This is a genomic window from Cupriavidus lacunae (assembly GCF_003353055.1).
Lineage (GTDB): Bacteria > Pseudomonadota > Gammaproteobacteria > Burkholderiales > Burkholderiaceae > Cupriavidus > Cupriavidus lacunae.
In genome coordinates this window covers 20731-38028 of record NZ_QKWJ01000054.1, presented here as the reverse complement: position 1 = coordinate 38028, position 17298 = coordinate 20731, and the positions used below count along the sequence as shown (strand labels likewise).

Below are 17298 nucleotides of genomic sequence, written 5' to 3'. Positions count from 1 at the left end.
CACCCGCGCACGCTGCCCCATCCATTCATCCAGGAAGAAGCACCCATGACAGATTTCCGCGACTCCGGCGCACAGGCGCCTGCCTCGACCTTGCCGCTGGCCGGCGTGCGCGTGCTCGACGTCAGCCAGGTCATGGCCGGGCCCTACGCCTGCATGCTGCTGGCCGACCTCGGCGCCGACGTGATCAAGATCGAACCGCCCGATGGCGGCGACCAGACGCGCGGCTCGATGGGTTTCAAGATGAAGGGCCCGGACAGCATGGGCTTCCTCAACATGAACCGCAACAAGCGCAGCGTCACGCTGGATCTGAAGACCGAATCCGGCCGCCAGGTGCTCTATCGCCTGGCGGAAACCGCCGACATCCTGGTGGAGAACTACCGCCCTGGTGTGATGAAGCGCCTGGGAATCGACTATGAGACCCTCGCCAAAATCAATCCGAAGCTGGTCTACTGCAGCATCTCGGGCTTTGGCCAGAGCGGGCCGTGGGCCGGGCGGCCGGGCTTCGACCTGATGGCGCAGGCCATGTCGGGGGTAATGAGTGTCACCGGCTACCCGGGCGGCGCACCGGTGAAGGCGGGCGTGCCGGTGGCCGATATCGGCTGCGCGCTGTTTGCGACCTACGGCATGCTGGCCGCCTATATCGGCGCAAGGGAGACGGGCAAGGGGCAGTATGTCGATGCGTCGCTGTTCGACTCCGCGCTGGCGTTCTCGGTGTGGGACACCTGCGAGTACTGGGGCACGGGCCGCGAGCCCGAGCCGCTGGGCACGGCCAACCGCATGAGCGCGCCTTACCAGGCGATGAAATCCGCCGACGGATACTTCGTCATGGGGGCCACCAACCAGAAGCTGTGGCAATTGCTGTGCAATACGCTCGACCGGGTCGATCTGCTGGCGGACGAGCGCTTTGCCACCGTGGCGCTGCGCCTGGCCAACCGGCAGGCACTGATCGCGCAGCTGGAGGAGAGCTTCGTCAAGGAGAGCAGCGACTACTGGATCGAACGCCTGCTCGGCGTCGGCATTCCGGCCGGGCCGATCCTGACCTATCCGCAGGCCTTTGACAGCGAACACGGCCGGCACCGCCAGATGCGTATCGAGATCGATCATCCGATCGAGGGCAAGGTGCCCAATATCGGCTTCGCGGTGAAGATGAGCGGCACGCCCCAGCAGGTGCGGCGCGCGCCGCCGCTGCTTGGCCAGCACACGGAAGAAATCCTGGCCGAGCTGGGTATCTCCAGGGACGAACAGCAGTCGCTGGCGGTGGCCGGCGCATTCGGAGCATGAAGGCCGCGCTGCCGCCGGAGGGCGGTTCCGGCAATGACGGACAAGTCACGCTCACGATGCAGGGGCAGGTCGCGACACTGACGTTCGACCGTCCGGCCGCGCGCAATGCGATGACGTGGGCCATGTACGAGCAACTTGCCATGCACTGCCGCACGCTTGCGGCGCAAGGCAATGCGGGTGCGCGCGTGGTGGTGCTGCGCGGCGCGGGGGGCGAGGCCTTTGTCGCAGGTACTGACATTGCGCAGTTCCAGCAGTTCTCCAGCGGCGAGGACGGGGTTGCCTACGAAGCGCGCATCGACGCAGGCATCCGCCTTGTCGAACAGCTGCCGATGCCAACTGTGGGGGTTATCGAAGGCTGGGCGGTGGGTGGCGGCCTGGCCATCGCTACTGCATGCGACTTCCGCGTCGCGACGCCCAAGGCCCGCTTTGGCGTGCCGATTGCGCGCACGCTGGGCAACACGCTGTCGGCGCTGAACCTTGCCAGACTGCGTGCGGCCTGGGGGCTGCAGCCGGTGCGGCGCATGCTGCTGCTGGCGCAGATCCTGGATGCCGATGCCGCGCTGGCGTGCGGGTTCCTTGAGGGCGTTTATGCTGCCGAGGCGCTGGAGGGCGAGGTTGTCGTGCTATGCCACCGGCTTGCCGCGCTGGCGCCTGTCACGCAGACGGTGGTGAAGGAGGCGTTGCGGCGGCAGACCGTGGCGGCGGTGGCGGATACGGATGACCTGGTGCGATGGTGTTACGGCAGCGCAGACTTCCGCGAAGGGGTGGAGGCGTTCGTGGGCCGGCGGGCGCCGCAGTGGAAGGGCGGGTGATTAGTGCAGCGTGTTGACTTTTGCGGAGGCCTCTACCAATACTGACTCGGTCAAATCGCGAGACCGGTGGCGCCCATGAAAGACTTCCTGAGCAGGGTGAGGGCAACCTGGCTTGGCGCGCTGCTGGTGCTCGCGCTGGCTTCGCCGGTATTTGCCGGTCAGCCCAGGCCGTTCATTGTGTTCGGCGACAGCCTGTCGGACCCCGGCAATGCCTTCGTCCTGCTGGGCACGGACATAGTCCCCCCGTTCCAGAGCCTCGTCCCCAGTGCACCCTACGCGCGCGGCGGGCATCACTTCAGCAACGGCAAGACCTGGATCGAGCAGCTGGTGAAAGCCGGTCCCGCGTTGCGCAATCCCGGCGTGTTCTTCAATTACGCGGTTGGCGGCTCCCGCGCCAGGCTGGCGGGGCCCTACGACCTGACCGGGCAGGTCAGCCGGTACCTGGCCGACGCCGGCGGGCAGGCGGCCGCGGATGCGGTCTATGTGGTCTGGATCGGTGGCGATGACCTGCGCGATGCTGTCGTGGCGCTTGCGACAGACCCAAGTGGCGCGCAGAGCGCCCTGATCCTGCAGCAGGCGATTGGCGTCATCCAGAACAATCTGCTCTTGCTTTACGGTGCAGGCGCGCGCAATTTCCTCGTGCCGAACCTGCCTGACCTTGGCCTGGCGCCGGAGGCGCAGTCGCAGGGACCGATCGTGCAGTTCTATGCCAGCTTTTTCACGCAGCAGTTCAATGCGGGGCTGGAACAGATGCTCTCCGGGCTGCAGGCGGGGCTGGGCGTGCCTGTCGGGCGCGTCGATGTCTTCGCCCTGCATCATGCCATCGCTGCCGCGCCCGCATCGTTCGGATTCTCCATCGTTTCGGCGCCTTGCATCAGGCTGAATACGACGGTGCAACCCTATTGCGATGCACCAGGGGAGTATCTCTTCTGGGACGGCGTTCACCCGACCGTTGCGGGTCATCAGGCGATCGCGCGACGTGCCAGCGCCGTCATCAGCGTGATGTGGCCGCAATAGCGCAGGTCGCTCCTCGTCGTCACGGAAAAAGGTGCCGCCCCCCTGTTGTGGGTGAGCGAAGTCTTTACCCGCGCTTGTTCGATTTCTCAGGCCCCGTCCCGCGGCCATGTCACCAGTAGGCAACCGAACCCTGTCCAGTACATAGCTATTGGGTTTCACGAGAAAGGCAAGTGGAAGGGAAGCGGGCAGTCGCCCGGCCAAGTCGATTCACCCGCCTGCCCAATACGCACTCAAAGCAAATCGCCAAATGCGCCAGGCCATACCGGCGCCGATTCCAGAGTCCTCTCAACGCCCGCACGGACCAGTCCAAAGACAATTCTCCGATCCACTCGGATTGTGCTTATTTGTTTGGTTGTCACTTGACAACCAAACATTGCCCATCTAGCCTCGGAGACATGAATGACGCGTGCCAGGCACCCAAAGAAGGAGATTGAAGCCGCGCTCAGCCATGCAGCGTTGCATGGCTGGCGTGTCGAGCAGTCAAAAGGCAACGGTCATGCGTGGGGCCGCATCTACTGCCCCGACAACGACAAGGCGTGCCGCTGCGGCGAGTTCTGTGTATCCAGCGTCTGGAGCACGCCGAAGAATCCGGGCAATCACGCCAATGCCATCAGGCGGATCGTGGATAACTGCTCGCATCAGCGGGAAGTGACAACGCCGCGCGTACTGCAACTCAGGACATGACCATGGAATACGCTTTCACCCTCAAATTTCACCTGTCGCAAGTCGATAGCGATACCGACGCACTGGTTGAGCGCCTGGCCGAGGCTGGTTGTGACGACGCACTGGTGGGCACCGGGCTGCCGGGCCGGGTGGCGCTGGCGTTCGTGCGCGAGGCAAAGTCGGCGCGTGCGGCCATGGTGAGCGCCCTGGCCGATGCCCGCCGCGCCATGCCGTCGGCCACGCTGATCGAGGTGGCGCCTGACCTGGTGGGCCTGACGGATATTGCCGATACGGTTGGCGTGTCTCGTCAGAACATGCGCAAGCTGATGCTGGGCTATCCGGAGTCCTTCCCGGTGCCGGTGCATGAAGGCAGCAGTTCGCTGTGGCATTTGCAGGATGTGCTGGAGTGGCTGCGGCAGCGGGAATACGACATTGAGCCGGCGCTGATTGAAGTCACGGCCGCGGCCAGGCAGGTGAACCTGGCGAGGTGCGCCAGCCAGCTGAAGCCTTCAATGGCGCGGGAGTTGCGGGCGCTGGTCGCCTGACGGCAACCATCGGATCCGCTTCGGCACCCCATCCTTTTCGGGCGGTGGTGTGAACCCCAGCCTTCGACCAAGATGCCGGGACAACCGCCTGGCCGGCGGCCATAACCAGAAGTGGAGACAAGATGGCCGAATCAGACGTAAAAGCAGTCATGGGCGAATTCTTCGCCGCCTTTGCCAGCGCAGACATGGCGCGCATCGCTGCATGCCTGGACGATGACTTCGTCTGGACCCTGCCGACCGGCGAATCGGACCCGCATGGTCTGGTCGTGCACGGCAAGGCTGCCGCCGCGGATTATCTGAAGCAGCGCTTCTTTGAAGACAAGGCCAATGCACCGGTGCTGTCCGACGTCAAACTTGAGTACAGCGGGGATTTGGCCATCATGCGCTTCCGCGTGCAGGTGCCGGCCAGCGGCGGGAGGAAGAAGGTGGACGCAGCCGGGCTGGAAGTCTACCGGGTGGTGAATGGCAAGATCCGCTCGAAAGAGGCGTACTGGAAGCAGGTCTCCTGGCCGGACGCCAGTTAAGCTCGACGGGCCGGCGTGCATTTCCCCACAGGGGACGAGAAAGAGGATTGAGGCGAGCGGGCGTTATCCCAGCCGGAACACGCCCACCGCGCGGTTCAGCCCCTCCGTCTGCTCCCGCTGCACCCGTGCAGCTTCGGCCGCACCGGCCACCAGTTCCGCACTCTCCTCGAACGCCGCCTGGATCTCCGCCACGCGCTGTGCCATCCCTTCGATGCCGCTGCGTTGGTTGTCGCCCAGCGTCGCCAGTTCTTCCACCAGCGTCGCGAGCTTGCCGATGCTGGCCACTACCTCGTTCATGGTCTCGCCGGTGTGGCCGACCAGTTCCGTGCCGGCGCGGGCGCGTTCGACCGAAGTATTGATCAGCCCGCGGATTTCCTTGGCGGCGGCGCCGCAGCGGTGCGCCAGTTGCCGGACCTCGCCGGCCACCACCGCAAAGCCCTTGCCGTGCTCGCCCGCGCGCGCGGCCTCCACGGCGGCGTTCAGCGCCAGGATATTGGTCTGGAAGGCAATGCTGTCGATCACGCCGATGATCTCGGTGATGCGCCCGCAGGCCTCGTTGATCTCGCCCATGGTGTGGATCACCGACAGGATCTCGCCGCTGCCGCGCGCGACCACTGCGCTGGAGGCGCCGGCCAGTTCGCAGGCGCCGCGGGCCTGGTCGGCGCTGGCGCGGGCGGCCTGGGTCAGCGCCTGCATGTCCTGCATGGTGTGCGCGACGGTACGCGCCTGTTCGTCGGTGCGGCGGGCGACGGTGGCGCTGGTGTCCAGGATATTGCCAGCCGCGTCGGCCACGGTGCCCGCGGTGTTCCGTACCTGCAGCAGCGTCTGGCGTACGGTGTCCAGTGTCTTGCGGAAGGCGCGGGCGAAGTCGCTGTCGGGGTCGGTGCCGGCGGCGGTCAGCGTCAGGTAGCCGCGTTCGCGCTCGATGCCGGCGGCCAGCGCGCTCAGTTCGTCGGCGGAGTGCGCATCGCGCTCCAGCCGCCATGCGATCACGCACAGCACGCCGGTCTGCACGATGACGAAGGCGGCGTGGAACAACACCATGTTGAAGCTGGGGTCGGTGAAGCAGATGGTGTTCCAGCCCCACTGCTGGAAGAAGTTGAAGCTCAGGTGATGCAACGCGACCACCACCGCCGCCAGCAGGATCACGCGGAAGTCGCGGTAGGCCAGCAGCAGCGACAGCGAGACGAACACCAGGAAGTGGAATTCCACCTGTCCGTGCGCCTGGTGGATCAGCAGCGCGACGAAGGCCATCAGCAGCGCCGCCAGCGCCAGCCGTGTGGCCAGGCGGGCGGGCAGGGTAACCGCCATCAGCGTGCCGAGCAACGCGATCGGCAAGCCCAGCGTCAACGTCAGCCCGGTCGACCCGTAGTGATTGCCGACGGCCAGTGACAGCACGCCAAGCACCCACAGCATGGCCGTCATCAACTGGTCCGCGCGGCGGTGCACGCCTTGCAGCAGCGGGGTGTGCGGCGCGGCTGGGGCAGAAACGGAACTGCCCGCGGCACGGCGGGCAGGGATGGTCGCGGACAGGCGTCCGGACAGGGCATGGTCAGCGCTGGTCATGGTTCCCTCGCAGCGTAAGTCGAGAAGACGCTGCACCCCGTCCGCCTGATGGCTTATTGTTTTAATGTCTTAATTTATGGTGTTGCGCGGCTGATTATATCGACGCTTACGGGCTGCGACAGGCCATGGCGCCGCCGCGCAACACTGCGGGAAAATTGCTCCAATTGAGTGATGTTCGGGGCCGCCGCAAGGGGCTACGATGTCCCGGCATGCCCCGCGACGCTGCCTCAGTCGCGCTTCAGTCCAGCCGGATATTGTTCCTTGATCACGTTGCCCCAATACGCCTGATCCGCCTGGGTTGCTGCCGCAAACGCCGCCGGCTGCGTCGTCTTGACGATCAGCCCCAGCTCAGCCAGGCGCTGGCGGATATCCGGCGCGGCCATCACCGGGCACCGATGCGCCAGGGGCCACGTCAATGTGCAGCGTACGAGGCAGCGCCATGCCGCGGCATCGGCGGGATGGACGAAAAGGGCGGGGAGGGATTTACCCGGAGGCGTGCGTGGAAGGGTTTATGCGGCAGTGCCGCAATCCGAACCGGCGTTTCCCTTATGATGGGCGCCGCCGCAGGGCTCAGCCTGTTACCCGCCTGATCCCGTGCGGCGTCCGATCCATATTTTGCTAGCTCCATCATGGCCCGCCTCAAACTCGACCTGCCCGCCGACCAGTTCTGCTACGCCACGCACCTGACTGTGCGCGTGACCGATATCAACTCGGCCAACCACCTTGCCAACGATTCGATGATCTCGATGATCTCCGAGGCGCGGGCGCGGTTCCTGTTTGAATTCGGCAGCGAGGACGTGCGGCAGGAAGGCGTCGGCATCATCGTGACCGACCTGGCCACGATGTACCGCAACGAGGCGCATGCGCGCGATCAGCTGCTGTTCGAGGTGGGGGTGATGGACTTCAACAAGTACGGCGGCGACATCATCTTCCGCATCACGCGGCCGGCCGATGGCGCGCTGATTGCGATGGCCAAGTCGGGCTTTGTCTTCTTCGACTACGTGGGGAAGAAAGTGGTGGCGATGCCGGAGGGGTTCGCCGGGCGGTTCCCGAAGGTGAACTGGGTGGAGTAACCGCTTGCGTGGCGCTGTCCTGCAACAGCGCCACGGGTCTTGCGGACGATTCGGCTTACGCCTTGCGCTCGCCGCCGAGCGCCTCGGTGAGGTCGCTGAGCATGCCCGAGAGTTCGCCCGCCATCATGGTGAAATCGGCGTCGAAGCGCTCGTCTTCATCGTGCGCGGTGCCGTCGGCCTGTTCCTTGATGACATCGAGCGGCGCCACTTTCTTGACCACCAGCCCGTCGGTCAGCACGAACGAGACCCGGTCGTTCCACGTCATCGCCAGGCGCGTGCAGCGCTTGCCGGCGGCGATATGGCGGCGCAGGTCTTCCGGGTCCAGCGGGTGGCGCACGTAACGCACGGTGGCCTTGCTTTCCGCGCCGGACTGCAGCTCGATTTCCTGGTCGACGGTGAAGCCGCCCGGTGCCGCATCGCCGGCCAGCCATTCGGTCATGGCCGCCACCGGCGACTGGTTGACGTGCAGGTTGATCAGCGGCAGCGGGTCCAGCGCCTTGAACAGCATGCCGCGCACTTCATCGGCCTTGGCCGCGGCGGCGGCGTCAATGGCAAGCCAGCCGTTGTCCGGGTCGATCCATACGCGCGTGTCGCGGCGGATGCTGAAGGCGCGCGGCAGCAGTTCTTCAGTGACCTGCTCCTTCAGTTCCTTCATTTGCTTGCGGCCCGGCTTGTAGCCTTGCTGCTCTTCGATTTCGGCGGCGCGCGCGCGCGTGACCTGGTTGACCACGGTGGTGGGCAGCAGCTTCTTTTCGGTGCGCAGCGTCAGCAGCATCTGGCGGCCGACGGTATGGACCAGCTGGCCGTTGTCACGCGTCGAGGCCCAGCCTTGCGTCTGCATCTCGAGGCTGGTACCGGGGAAGAAGGCGTGTTTCGCCAGGCTGGCTTCGACCTCGTCGGCGCTCAGCGACCACGGGGCGGAGAAACGATGGACCTGCAGATTCTTGAACCACATGGGAATTCGGCCAAAGGGACGAATTCTATCCTCTCGCGGCGCGCGGCCGCGAAAAAGGAGGGCGCCGCGCGGCACGCCGGCCGCGCGGCGGTCACTGAAAGCTCGCCCTTACAGGTCGAGCTTGGTGATCTTGCTGCCCTCGAGGCTCAGGCCCGCCATCAGGCCCGCATTGGTCATGACGAAGCCGACGATTGGCTGCTGGCCGGTGTTGGTGTCCAGCACGCCGTTTGCGCCAACGGTGGCCAGCGCCACAGTGGCATCGACGCCCGCGGTCCAGCCGTTGCTGCGCACGAACTTGTCATAGGCGTCCTGCGTCAGGAACATCAGGATCACGGACTTGGACTGCGCGCCGATCTGCCAGCCGACCGAGCCGGCGATCAGGCGGTAGTAGCCGTGCGTGGCGCCGCCCGAGCGCAGCGCACCGTCGCCATACTCGCCGCCGACGATAAAGCCGGCCGTGAGCGTCTTGGGGAACACCAGGATGCCGCGCGCGCGGTTGCCCAGTTCGCGCGAGCCCTGGACCGAGCTGTACAGGCGCGACAGCGTGCCGTCCACGCCGGAGTCCAGCTCGCGCCGGCGCGCAGCCTTGTCGGTGGTGGCATCGGGTTTGGTGGTGGTGCAGGCGCCCATGGTCAGGCTGCCGAGGGCCAGACCCGCGCTGGCCGAAAGGAAGGTTCGACGTTTCATCTCGTCTCCTTGGTGTTGTTGTCGTCTTTGAAGCATAGGCGCCGGAAGCACCCGGACAAATAAGTCAACGATGCCGAGTCGTTTCCAATTGTGACGAAGGTGGTGCCGGCGGGCAGTTCGCGGCAAGAATAGTGGGCCTTGCGCACGGAACGTCCCACGGTATGACCTGTGGCTACCCCCTGCGCCTTGACCGGCGTCAACTGCGCCCTCAACTGCATGAAAAAACTCCTGACCGCCCTGCCGCTGGCCCTCCTGGCCGCGTGCGCTTCACAGCCTCCGGTTTCTTCCAATGACGCCGGCGCCGACTTGTCGGCCGTCGACGCCAGCGGCTGGCAGGCGTTGCGCGCGAAATACATGGATTGCGTCCAGAAGAAGGCCAACGACAACCTGTCGGCCAAGGGCCAGCCCAAGGACGTGGCGGACCTGGCCCTATCCGCGTGCCAGCCTGAGCTGGACGCGATGCACGCTTCCTTCCGCGGCTACCTGGATGCGCAGATGTCGTCGTCGCACGGCAAGAGCAGCGCCCGCCAGGCGGCGGCGCGCGTGACCACCGATACCCGCGAGAAGGCGCGCAGCTACCTCGTGCGCTACGTCGAGCGCGAGCGCTACCTGGCCCGCCAGAACTAAGCGCGGGCCCCAGGCAGCCCCGTTACAGCATTTCCAGCGGGCCCGGGCCGTCGGGCGGCGGGAAGATGCGGTCGAGTTCGGCCAGCTGGGCCGCCGACAGCGTATGCGAGAGCGCGCCCAGGTTCTCCTGCAGGCGCTCGCGCCGGCCGGTCTTGGGGATGGCGATCACGCCGTCCTGCGCCAGCAGCCAGGCCAGCGCCGCCTGCGCCGCGGTCATGCCGTGGTCGCGCGCAAAGTGCTTCAGCCCGAGGTTGCCCAACAGGCGCGACTGTTCGATCGGCGAATAGGCCATCACCGGCACGCCGCGCTGGCGCAGCCACGGCAACAGGTCCCACTCGATCCCGCGCCGGCCCAGGTTGTACAGCAGCTGGTTGGTGGCCAGCCGGTCGCCGCCCGGCGCGTCCCACAACTCTTGCATATCGGACAGGTCCAGGTTGCTGACGCCCCAGCGGCGGATCTTGCCGTCGCGCTGCAGCGCCTCCATGGCCTGTACGGTCTCTTCCAGCGGCACGCCGCCGCGCCAGTGCAATAAATACAGGTCGATGCGGTCGGTGCGCAAGCGCTTCAGGCTGTGCTCGCACGCCTGCATGGTGCCGCGCCGGCTGGCGTTGAAGGGATAGACCTTGCTGACGAGGAAGGCCTCGTCGCGACGCCCCGCGATGGCCTCGCCGATCATCTCCTCGGACTGGCCCTCGCCATACATCTCGGCGGTATCGATCAGCCGCAGGCCAAGGTCCAGGCCCAGGCGCAGGGTGGCGATCTCTTCAGCGCGCGCGGCGCGCGACTCGCCCATATTCCACGTTCCCATGCCGAGCGCCGGGACGCGCTCGCCGTCGGGCAGGGTGACTTGCTTCATGTGTAGGCTTCCTGGTTTGCCGGGCCGGGTGCCCGGCGGCACCCAACCACACTAGTTAACAACACCTGGAATGTACAAGCCGCGCGCGCTGGGATTGCTTCAGACCAGTCCGGTCAGAAAATACACGGCGATGACGAAGAACACCACGGCGGTTTAGATGAGTGCGACCGCTAGAAAATTGCGGCAGGACTCAGCCGTGCTGGTGGCGATACTCCTGCGTGCGCCCGCCATAGCCGTAGGCCGCAGCGCGGGCGTCGATCACGTGCACGTAGGACACCGGATGCAGGTTGCCCAGCAGCCCGGACATGGTCTCGAACACGGCCGCGATGAACTGCGCCTTCTCCGCCTTGGTGTTGGTTTCATCGGTCACGCTGATGTCCAGGTGGAAGGCGTTGCGGCCCTGCTCGGACAGCGGCACGTCGGCGATGATCCAGCTGTCGTGCGGGATGTACTGGACCGTCACCGCAATCACGTCGCGCTTCTTGCCGAGCACGCGCTCGGTAAGGTCGGCGATCGCCTTTGCGCTGCGGCGGGCGAGGGCGGCGTCGGGTTGGCCGGACAGGTGCAGGACGATGTGGGGCATGGCTGGCTCCTTGGTTTTGCGAGGGTTGGTGATGCCATGGTAGGGGCTGGTGTAGTATCGGAAAAGCGGGAATATCTGATACATACCATCGGATATATCGAAGTAATCACCCTTGCCGGAGCCTTGCCATGCGTGGATTCGAAACCGACCAGTTGCGCACCTTTGTGACGGTTGCGGACAGCGGCAGCCTGTCGGCGGCGGCGCCCAGGCTGTTCCTGTCGCAGTCGTCCGTCAGCGAGCAGCTGCGCAAGCTGGAGGAGCGCGCCGGCGTGCCGCTGCTGACGCGCGGCCGGCACGGCGCGCTGCCCACGCCGGCGGGCCAGCGGCTGCTGGAGCACGCGCGGCGCATCCTGGCGCTGAATGAACTGGCCCTGCAGGAGTTGCGCGGCCACGCGCTGGAGGGCGAGCTGCGCCTGGCCGTGACCGACTATTTCCGCCCGGGCGAGATCGCCGGCATGCTGCGGGGCCTGCGCGAGCGCTACCCGTACCTGCGCCTGCACGTGACGGTGATGAAGAGCGCCGCGATCGACGCTGCCGCGGAGATGGACACCTTCGATATCGGCCTCAGCATGCGCCTGCCGGGCACGCGCGGGCAGGGCACGCGCGGCACGGTGCTGCGGCGCGAACCGCTCGCCTGGGTGGCCGCGCCGGCCGAGGCCGACAGCCTGCCAGCGACGCTGCCGCTGGTGCTGCTGCCCGATACCTGCTCGCTGCACCAGTATGTGGTGCAGTTGCTGCTGCGCAAGCGGTTGCCGTTCGAGATTGCGCACTCCGCGTCGGGCGTGGCGGGGCTGCACCTGGCGCTGGCGGCGGGGCTGGGGATGTCGTGCCTGAACGCCTCGGCGGTCGGCCCCGGCGTGGCGCCGCTGGACGCCGCCACCATCGCACGGCTGGGGCTGCCGCGGCTGCCTGAGGCGGAGTTCTTCCTGCTGCCCGCGCGGCGCCGGGAGTCAGCGTTTGTTGCCGAGGCGCGCGATGTGCTCGCCGGGCAACTGGGCTAGGAAGCAGACCTGGACAGACCTGGACAACTGGCCGGTTCAAGTCCGGGAGTCGATCACAAAACAGACCAGAGTGTGTCGAAAGCAACATATGCTGACCGAGAATAGGAATAATTCGCAATCTCGTTGACCGTGACAATCCTGTAATCGATAATGCGCCCGCGTTTTCAAAACTATTACAGTCGATGACAGGGCAATGAGAATCAAACTTCACCCGATGTGTGCCGCGGTGGCGGGGAGCCTCGTTTTTCAACCGATGCTGGTGTGGGCCCAGGCCGCGCCAGGCGTGCCAACAGCAGCGGCGCAGTTGCCGGAGGTCACCGTCAAGGCCGACGTCAGCCGTGAGCTTGGCGAGGGCTATAACCCGTCCAACACGGTCAGCGCGACCAAGACCGAGGCACCGCTGCGCGACGTCCCCCAGACCGTCAACGTGGTCACCGGCGATGTCATGCGCGACCAGCACGCCACCTCGATGCAGGACGCGCTGAAGAACGTGCCGGGTGTGTCGTTCTCCACCGGCGACGGCCAGCGCGACCAGGTGTCGATCCGCGGCTTCACCGCCATTGCCGACCAGTTCGTCGACGGCATCCGTGACGATGCGCTGTACTTCCGCGACCTGTCCAACGTCGACCGCGTCGAAGTCATCAAGGGGCCGGCGGCCGTGCTGTACGGCCGCGGCTCGTCGGGCGGCCTGATCAACCGCGTGACCAAGAAACCGGGCATCGACGTCACCGACTTCGCGCTGAGCTACGGCATGTGGGCCGACCGCCGCGCCGAAGCCGACGTGGGCCGCGTGTTCGCCGACGGCGCCGCCGCCTTCCGCGTGACCGGCGCGGTGGAGAAGGCCAACAGCTACCGCTCGCAGCAGTTCCTGGACCGCTCGGCAATCGCGCCGTCGCTGGAGCTGCGCATCGCGCCCGAGACCACCGTGCTGCTGCAGGCCGACTACCTGGAAGACCGCCGCGTGACGGACTTCGGCATCCCGGCCTACAAGGGGCGCCCGGTGGACGTGCCGGCCTCGCGCTACTACGGCGCGGCCAATGCGCGCGACGCCGACTATAGCCAGTCGCGCGTGTACTCGGGCACGGCCACGATCAACCATCGCTTTAACGAGAACTGGTCGATCCGCAACGCCACGCGGTACTACCACTACTCGCTGGACCGGAACAACACGCTGACCAGCGCGGTGGACGAAGCCACCCAGACGCTGACCATGTCCCATTCCAACGTCTTCCGCGAAGAGCATGGCTGGTTCAACCAGACTGACCTGACGCAGAAGGCAACGATCTTCGGCACCGAGCACGAGCTGTTGTACGGCATGGAAATCGGTCAGCAAAACAAGGACCTGGTGAACTACAGCCGTGCCGTGCCCGGCCGGTTCGATCTGTTCAATCCGGTGCTGCCGACCTTGCAGCGCCTGGTGGGCGGCACCCCGGCGACCAGCAACCTGGGGATCGCCAAGACGCTGGCGTTCTACACGCAGGACATGATCAAGGTCACCGAGCAGTGGAAGGCACTGCTGGGCCTGCGCTACGACAACTTCCAGCAGGACACCTACCAGCGCCTGGCCGGCCAGAAGAACCTGTCGCGCACCGACAATGCCTGGAGTCCTCGCGCTGGCCTGGTCTGGCAGCCGTCGAAGGCGCAGTCGTACTACGTATCGTGGAGCAAGTCGTTCCAGCCTTCGGGCGAGACCTTTGCCCTGGCCACCAACAATGCCGACCTGGCGCCCGAGACCACGAACAATACGGAGGTGGGTGCCAAATATGACTGGCTGGATGGCAAGGCCACCACAACCATCTCGGTCTTCCGCCTGGAGCGCAACAACGTCAAGGTCGCCAGTGCCAACAACACGCTGATTCCGATCGGCGAGCAGCGCACCGACGGCGTCGAGATCTCCGGGGCGGCTGAGCTTGGCCGCGGCTGGCGCATGCTGGCCGGCTACGCCTACCTGGACGCCACCGTCACCAAGTCCAGCGCCGCGCTGCAGGGCAAGCGCGCCACCATCACGCCGCGCCATTCCGGCAACGCGTGGCTGACCAAGGACCTGGGCCACGGCTTCGGCGTGGGCGCCGGCGTGAACCTGGTCGGCGCGCGCTATGCCGACCCGCTGAACACCGTGACGCTGCCCGGCTATGTCACCGCCGATGCCATGGCCTGGTATCGTCGCGGCGGCTTCGAGGCACAGTTGAACCTCTACAACCTGTTCAACAAGAGCTACATCGTCTCGGCGCATGGCACCAATCCCAACCTGAACATGCCGGGCGCTCCGCGCAGCGTCATGGCCACCCTGCGCTACCGGATGTAAAGCGCAGCATCGTGGACAAAAAAACCGGGCGGTTCATCACCGCCCGGTTTTTTTTCGACTGCTGTTTCTCCTTCGGCCGGGACCTGCAACCGCGTGCCCCGGAGAAACCCTGAGTCCCGCGCCTTGGTGGCAGGATCAGTGCTCGCGCTCCCAGGTCTGGGTGCGTCCGATCAGGCTGATGCCGATGAAGCCGCGCACGTTGAGCTTGTTGCCATCCTCGGCCAGCGACATCTTGCTCTTGTAGATCTTGCCGTTCTCCGGGTCCAGGATCTCGCCGCCGCCCCACTCGTTGTCGCCGGTCTTGCGCAGGCCAGACAGGATGGTCATGCCGATGACGGGCTGGTCCTTGCGCGCGTCGGTGCACTTGTCGCACACCCGCGGCTTGCCTTCGCTCTCGACGAAGGTCTTGACCAGGCGCCCGCTGAAGACGCCGTTCTTCTCGCTGATCTCCACCAGCCCGCGCGGCTTGCCGGTGTTGTCGTCGATGGTCTTCCACATGCCGCTGGGCGTGGCCTGCGCCATCGCCGCGGCGCTGCCGAGCAGAGTGGCGGCAAGCACGGCCGCGCGCAGGGTCGCTGCAAGGGGGGAATGGATGCGCATGATGTCTCCTTTGAGGTTCGTCGCCACGCCAATCTACTGGCGCAGGCGCCGCGCCGCAATCCGGCGCCGCAGGGCACGCGCGTGTCCGCCGGCACCGCCTGCTACCCGCAAAGCCGCATGCAGCAGCCGTTTGCGGGTTATTGTGTCGCAGCAAAATGCACCAGCGGGCGGGCGCTGAAGCAATCCTCTAAGCGGACGTACGAAGCGCTGGTCGTCAGCGCGCGGCGAGGGTGCGGGTGAGCGAGCACAGACGCGAGACACGACGCGCGCGATCCGAATCGCAAGGCAAGCGCGCAGCTCGAACACAGATGGCGATGGCATGGTCGAAGCGTCCGCGGAAGTGTTGCCGCGATGCTTCGCGAGCGTCGTCGCTTGGCTCGATCGCAACGCTTTGATGCCTTCGCGATGCCCTTGCGCTGTTGCGTCGATGCAAACCGTTGCGTGCACGCATCACTCTCGGACGCGATCGACGATGGTGTCGCGCAACGGTCGGCGCGCTTGTCGTCGAGCGTCGGTCGCATGGCGGCGCGTGCGTCGTCTGCCGACTGTGTAAAGCATGCCGTGCGCGTGCCGGGCAGCGCGTCGCGCGCGTGACCGAGTGCGCCTTCGCGACGGTCGACGCATGCCGTTCGTGTTTCAGTGCATCGCCCGCAAAGCCTTTGTCCATGCGGCTTTTCGGAAAGTGTGATGATGCGCGTGGAAGCTCCGCGCGCGCTTCGGGCGCGCGTCGCGCTGCCTGTCACCGACACGCGCGGCGGTGTGTAAAAGCTGCGAGCGCGGTGTGTGCGAAGGGGTGTCGCGCAGTGTGCGCGAGCGCGCGAAACGCGTGTCCGCACCTGCGTGCGAGCGATGCGTTTCGATGTCATCGGCAACGTCTTCGTGACACTGCGCGTGAGATCTAGTTGGAGCGATGCATGCAGGCAAGTTTTTTTGCACTTTTTTCTTAACATCATCGTGCAAACGAATTATGATTCGCCTTGACAAGAGTCTCACTTCATTGCAGAGAAGCAGGAAGCAAGATGGAACGACGAGCGCGATGCGCGCTTCGATGCAGTGACGAAGGTAGTAGCTGAGGAGCACGAGAACTTTGACGCAGACCAGGCCGGACCGGCTTCTTAAAACGCGTGCAGTCTCCCTTGGTCCATTAACGGGTTGGACCCGCTACCAACGAATGAACGCAGCCTGCCGTGCGCGAGGCCAAGCCCGCACCGCAGAGCTGTCCGATATCTCCTCATTTCTGGCCGTGCGCCGGCTCAACGGGCGGTGCGGGCTGATCGAATATTCCAGGGCGCGGCACGTGCCCGAGACCCGCTTGCGGGCTCGCTCCGGCCGCCAAGTCACCGCCAGGGGCGGTGCGCCTGCAACCGAATTCATTAGCGTGCAGCAGTTGTCGGGCCGCACGCCGATGAATCGCTCGCTCGACTGGGGCCGCGCTGAAGTAGCGCGCCTCGGGTCGGTCGGGTCGCCAACTTAGGTCATTCGATATTCACTCTCTAGTGAAGGAGTTATCCATGGCAACTGCTGCAAAGAAAAAGCCGGCGGCTAAGAAGGCCGCCAAGCCGGCCGCCAAGAAGGCTGCTGTGAAGAAGGTCGCTGCCAAGAAGGCAGCACCGGCCGCCAAGAAGGCACCGGCCAAGAAGGCCGCCGTGAAGAAGGTTGCCGCCAAGAAGGCTGCACCGGCCAAGAAGGCAGCCGCCAAGAAGGCCCCGGCCAAGAAGGCCGCGGTGAAGAAGGTAGCCGCCAAGAAGGTCGCAACCAAGAAGGTTGCAGCCAAGAAGGCACCGGCCAAGAAGGCCGCGGTGAAGAAGGTAGCCGCCAAGAAGGTCGCGACCAAGAAGGTTGCAGCCAAGAAGGCGCCTGCCAAGAAGGCCGCAGTGAAGAAGGTTGCCGCCAAGAAGGCAGCCGCCAAGAAGCCGGCTGCCAAGAAGGCTGCTGCCAAGAAGCCGGCTGCCAAGAAGGCTGCCGCCAAGCCTGCCGCGGCCCCTGCCGTTGCTCCCGCTTCGGCTGCCAAGACCGCGCTGAACCCGGCTGCTGCCTGGCCGTTCCCGACGGGCAACCGTCCGTAAGCTGCTCCGCCACGGAGTGGACCTTACGCGTTCCGCAAGGAACCGCACCGGCACGCAGTGCGTGCCCATATGACCGGATACTGCGTATCCGGTCCGCAAGACACCTGGTCTTGCCGACCCGCCGATGGCATCCGCCC

18 protein-coding genes are annotated in these 17298 nt (G+C 65.7%); 11 read left to right on the top strand and 7 right to left on the bottom strand.

Annotation, left to right across the window (positions count from 1 at the left end):
* Positions 1-45 precede the first annotated feature (45 nt).
* The 6 genes from DN412_RS29540 (at position 46) to DN412_RS29515 (ending at position 4842) form a co-directional block, all read left to right on the top strand.
* On the top strand, positions 46-1281 hold the full coding sequence (locus DN412_RS29540) for a CaiB/BaiF CoA transferase family protein (RefSeq protein WP_115214808.1): 1236 nt from the start codon (positions 46-48) through the stop codon (positions 1279-1281).
* Positions 1278-2093, top strand: coding sequence for an enoyl-CoA hydratase/isomerase family protein (locus tag DN412_RS29535; RefSeq protein ID WP_115214807.1), 816 nt, complete (start codon positions 1278-1280; stop codon positions 2091-2093). The genes DN412_RS29540 and DN412_RS29535 overlap by 4 nt, the downstream gene beginning before the upstream one ends.
* Before the next feature lie 75 nt (positions 2094-2168).
* Entirely contained in the window at positions 2169-3110 is a 942-nt protein-coding gene (locus DN412_RS29530; RefSeq protein ID WP_115214806.1) for an SGNH/GDSL hydrolase family protein, read from the top strand.
* A 399-nt stretch (positions 3111-3509) separates the two neighbouring features.
* Positions 3510-3794, top strand: coding sequence for a hypothetical protein (locus DN412_RS29525; protein WP_115214805.1), 285 nt, complete (start codon positions 3510-3512; stop codon positions 3792-3794).
* Positions 3795-3796: 2 nt separating this feature from the next.
* Positions 3797-4318, top strand: a complete 522-nt coding sequence (locus DN412_RS29520; RefSeq protein ID WP_115214804.1) for a helix-turn-helix transcriptional regulator — start codon at positions 3797-3799, stop codon at positions 4316-4318.
* Between the two features lie 122 nt (positions 4319-4440).
* Positions 4441-4842, top strand: a complete 402-nt coding sequence (locus tag DN412_RS29515) for a nuclear transport factor 2 family protein (RefSeq protein WP_115214803.1) — start codon at positions 4441-4443, stop codon at positions 4840-4842.
* 63 nt (positions 4843-4905) lie between these two features.
* Here the strand turns inward: DN412_RS29515 and DN412_RS29510 are convergent, their stop codons facing one another.
* Together DN412_RS29510 and DN412_RS29505 are read right to left on the bottom strand one after the other, a co-directional pair.
* Positions 4906-6408: a methyl-accepting chemotaxis protein gene (locus DN412_RS29510; RefSeq protein ID WP_115214802.1), complete on the bottom strand. Its 1503-nt coding sequence runs from the start codon at positions 6406-6408 to the stop codon at positions 4906-4908.
* Positions 6409-6635: 227 nt separating this feature from the next.
* Positions 6636-6791: a hypothetical protein gene (locus DN412_RS29505; protein WP_244222818.1), complete on the bottom strand. Its 156-nt coding sequence runs from the start codon at positions 6789-6791 to the stop codon at positions 6636-6638.
* Positions 6792-7037: 246 nt separating this feature from the next.
* Between DN412_RS29505 and DN412_RS29500 the strand changes: the two genes are divergently transcribed.
* The gene (locus tag DN412_RS29500; RefSeq protein WP_078197880.1) at positions 7038-7481 is read left to right on the top strand and encodes a thioesterase family protein; all 444 of its coding nucleotides are present in this window, start codon (positions 7038-7040) and stop codon (positions 7479-7481) included.
* 55 nt (positions 7482-7536) lie between these two features.
* Here DN412_RS29500 and DN412_RS29495 read toward each other — a convergent pair whose 3' ends face one another.
* Together DN412_RS29495 and DN412_RS29490 are read right to left on the bottom strand one after the other, a co-directional pair.
* A complete protein-coding gene (locus DN412_RS29495; RefSeq protein ID WP_115214801.1) occupies positions 7537-8436 on the bottom strand; it encodes a recombination-associated protein RdgC in 900 nt (299 codons plus the stop codon).
* A 108-nt stretch (positions 8437-8544) separates the two neighbouring features.
* Positions 8545-9123: a BPSL1445 family SYLF domain-containing lipoprotein gene (locus tag DN412_RS29490; RefSeq protein ID WP_115214800.1), complete on the bottom strand. Its 579-nt coding sequence runs from the start codon at positions 9121-9123 to the stop codon at positions 8545-8547.
* Between the two features lie 216 nt (positions 9124-9339).
* Between DN412_RS29490 and DN412_RS29480 the strand changes: the two genes are divergently transcribed.
* Entirely contained in the window at positions 9340-9750 is a 411-nt protein-coding gene (locus DN412_RS29480) for a hypothetical protein (RefSeq protein WP_115214798.1), read from the top strand.
* Positions 9751-9772: 22 nt separating this feature from the next.
* Here DN412_RS29480 and DN412_RS29475 read toward each other — a convergent pair whose 3' ends face one another.
* Both DN412_RS29475 and DN412_RS29470 read right to left on the bottom strand, forming a co-directional pair.
* Positions 9773-10606, bottom strand: coding sequence for an aldo/keto reductase (locus DN412_RS29475; RefSeq protein WP_115214797.1), 834 nt, complete (start codon positions 10604-10606; stop codon positions 9773-9775).
* Positions 10607-10796: 190 nt separating this feature from the next.
* Positions 10797-11189 carry a tautomerase family protein gene (locus DN412_RS29470; protein WP_115214818.1) on the bottom strand — a complete coding sequence of 131 codons (393 nt, stop codon included), beginning with the start codon at positions 11187-11189 and terminating at the stop codon, positions 10797-10799.
* 128 nt (positions 11190-11317) lie between these two features.
* Between DN412_RS29470 and DN412_RS29465 the strand changes: the two genes are divergently transcribed.
* Positions 11318-12190: a LysR family transcriptional regulator gene (locus DN412_RS29465; RefSeq protein ID WP_115214796.1), complete on the top strand. Its 873-nt coding sequence runs from the start codon at positions 11318-11320 to the stop codon at positions 12188-12190.
* A gap of 193 nt (positions 12191-12383) precedes the next feature.
* On the top strand, positions 12384-14495 hold the full coding sequence (locus DN412_RS29460) for a TonB-dependent receptor (protein ID WP_115214795.1): 2112 nt from the start codon (positions 12384-12386) through the stop codon (positions 14493-14495).
* A 135-nt stretch (positions 14496-14630) separates the two neighbouring features.
* Here DN412_RS29460 and DN412_RS29455 read toward each other — a convergent pair whose 3' ends face one another.
* A complete protein-coding gene (locus DN412_RS29455; protein WP_115214794.1) occupies positions 14631-15095 on the bottom strand; it encodes a DUF2147 domain-containing protein in 465 nt (154 codons plus the stop codon).
* Between the two features lie 1511 nt (positions 15096-16606).
* Here DN412_RS29455 and DN412_RS29440 point away from each other — a divergent pair.
* Positions 16607-17161, top strand: coding sequence for a histone H1-like DNA-binding protein (locus DN412_RS29440; protein WP_115214792.1), 555 nt, complete (start codon positions 16607-16609; stop codon positions 17159-17161).
* Positions 17162-17298: the final 137 nt, after the last annotated feature.

What these genes read in the sequence shown, in the direction of transcription:
- DN412_RS29540 (WP_115214808.1), top strand. Translation starts at nt 46, where the DNA reads ATGACAGATTTCCGCGACTCCGGCGCACAGGCGCCTGCCTCGACCTTG.
- DN412_RS29535 (WP_115214807.1), top strand. Translation starts at nt 1,278, where the DNA reads ATGAAGGCCGCGCTGCCGCCGGAGGGCGGTTCCGGCAATGACGGACAA.
- DN412_RS29530 (WP_115214806.1), top strand. Translation starts at nt 2,169, where the DNA reads ATGAAAGACTTCCTGAGCAGGGTGAGGGCAACCTGGCTTGGCGCGCTG.
- DN412_RS29525 (WP_115214805.1), top strand. Translation starts at nt 3,510, where the DNA reads ATGACGCGTGCCAGGCACCCAAAGAAGGAGATTGAAGCCGCGCTCAGC.
- DN412_RS29520 (WP_115214804.1), top strand. Translation starts at nt 3,797, where the DNA reads ATGGAATACGCTTTCACCCTCAAATTTCACCTGTCGCAAGTCGATAGC.
- DN412_RS29515 (WP_115214803.1), top strand. Translation starts at nt 4,441, where the DNA reads ATGGCCGAATCAGACGTAAAAGCAGTCATGGGCGAATTCTTCGCCGCC.
- DN412_RS29510 (WP_115214802.1), bottom strand. Translation starts at nt 6,408, where the DNA reads ATGACCAGCGCTGACCATGCCCTGTCCGGACGCCTGTCCGCGACCATC.
- DN412_RS29505 (WP_244222818.1), bottom strand. Translation starts at nt 6,791, where the DNA reads ATGGCCGCGCCGGATATCCGCCAGCGCCTGGCTGAGCTGGGGCTGATC.
- DN412_RS29500 (WP_078197880.1), top strand. Translation starts at nt 7,038, where the DNA reads ATGGCCCGCCTCAAACTCGACCTGCCCGCCGACCAGTTCTGCTACGCC.
- DN412_RS29495 (WP_115214801.1), bottom strand. Translation starts at nt 8,436, where the DNA reads ATGTGGTTCAAGAATCTGCAGGTCCATCGTTTCTCCGCCCCGTGGTCG.
- DN412_RS29490 (WP_115214800.1), bottom strand. Translation starts at nt 9,123, where the DNA reads ATGAAACGTCGAACCTTCCTTTCGGCCAGCGCGGGTCTGGCCCTCGGC.
- DN412_RS29480 (WP_115214798.1), top strand. Translation starts at nt 9,340, where the DNA reads ATGAAAAAACTCCTGACCGCCCTGCCGCTGGCCCTCCTGGCCGCGTGC.
- DN412_RS29475 (WP_115214797.1), bottom strand. Translation starts at nt 10,606, where the DNA reads ATGAAGCAAGTCACCCTGCCCGACGGCGAGCGCGTCCCGGCGCTCGGC.
- DN412_RS29470 (WP_115214818.1), bottom strand. Translation starts at nt 11,189, where the DNA reads ATGCCCCACATCGTCCTGCACCTGTCCGGCCAACCCGACGCCGCCCTC.
- DN412_RS29465 (WP_115214796.1), top strand. Translation starts at nt 11,318, where the DNA reads ATGCGTGGATTCGAAACCGACCAGTTGCGCACCTTTGTGACGGTTGCG.
- DN412_RS29460 (WP_115214795.1), top strand. Translation starts at nt 12,384, where the DNA reads ATGAGAATCAAACTTCACCCGATGTGTGCCGCGGTGGCGGGGAGCCTC.
- DN412_RS29455 (WP_115214794.1), bottom strand. Translation starts at nt 15,095, where the DNA reads ATGCGCATCCATTCCCCCCTTGCAGCGACCCTGCGCGCGGCCGTGCTT.
- DN412_RS29440 (WP_115214792.1), top strand. Translation starts at nt 16,607, where the DNA reads ATGGCAACTGCTGCAAAGAAAAAGCCGGCGGCTAAGAAGGCCGCCAAG.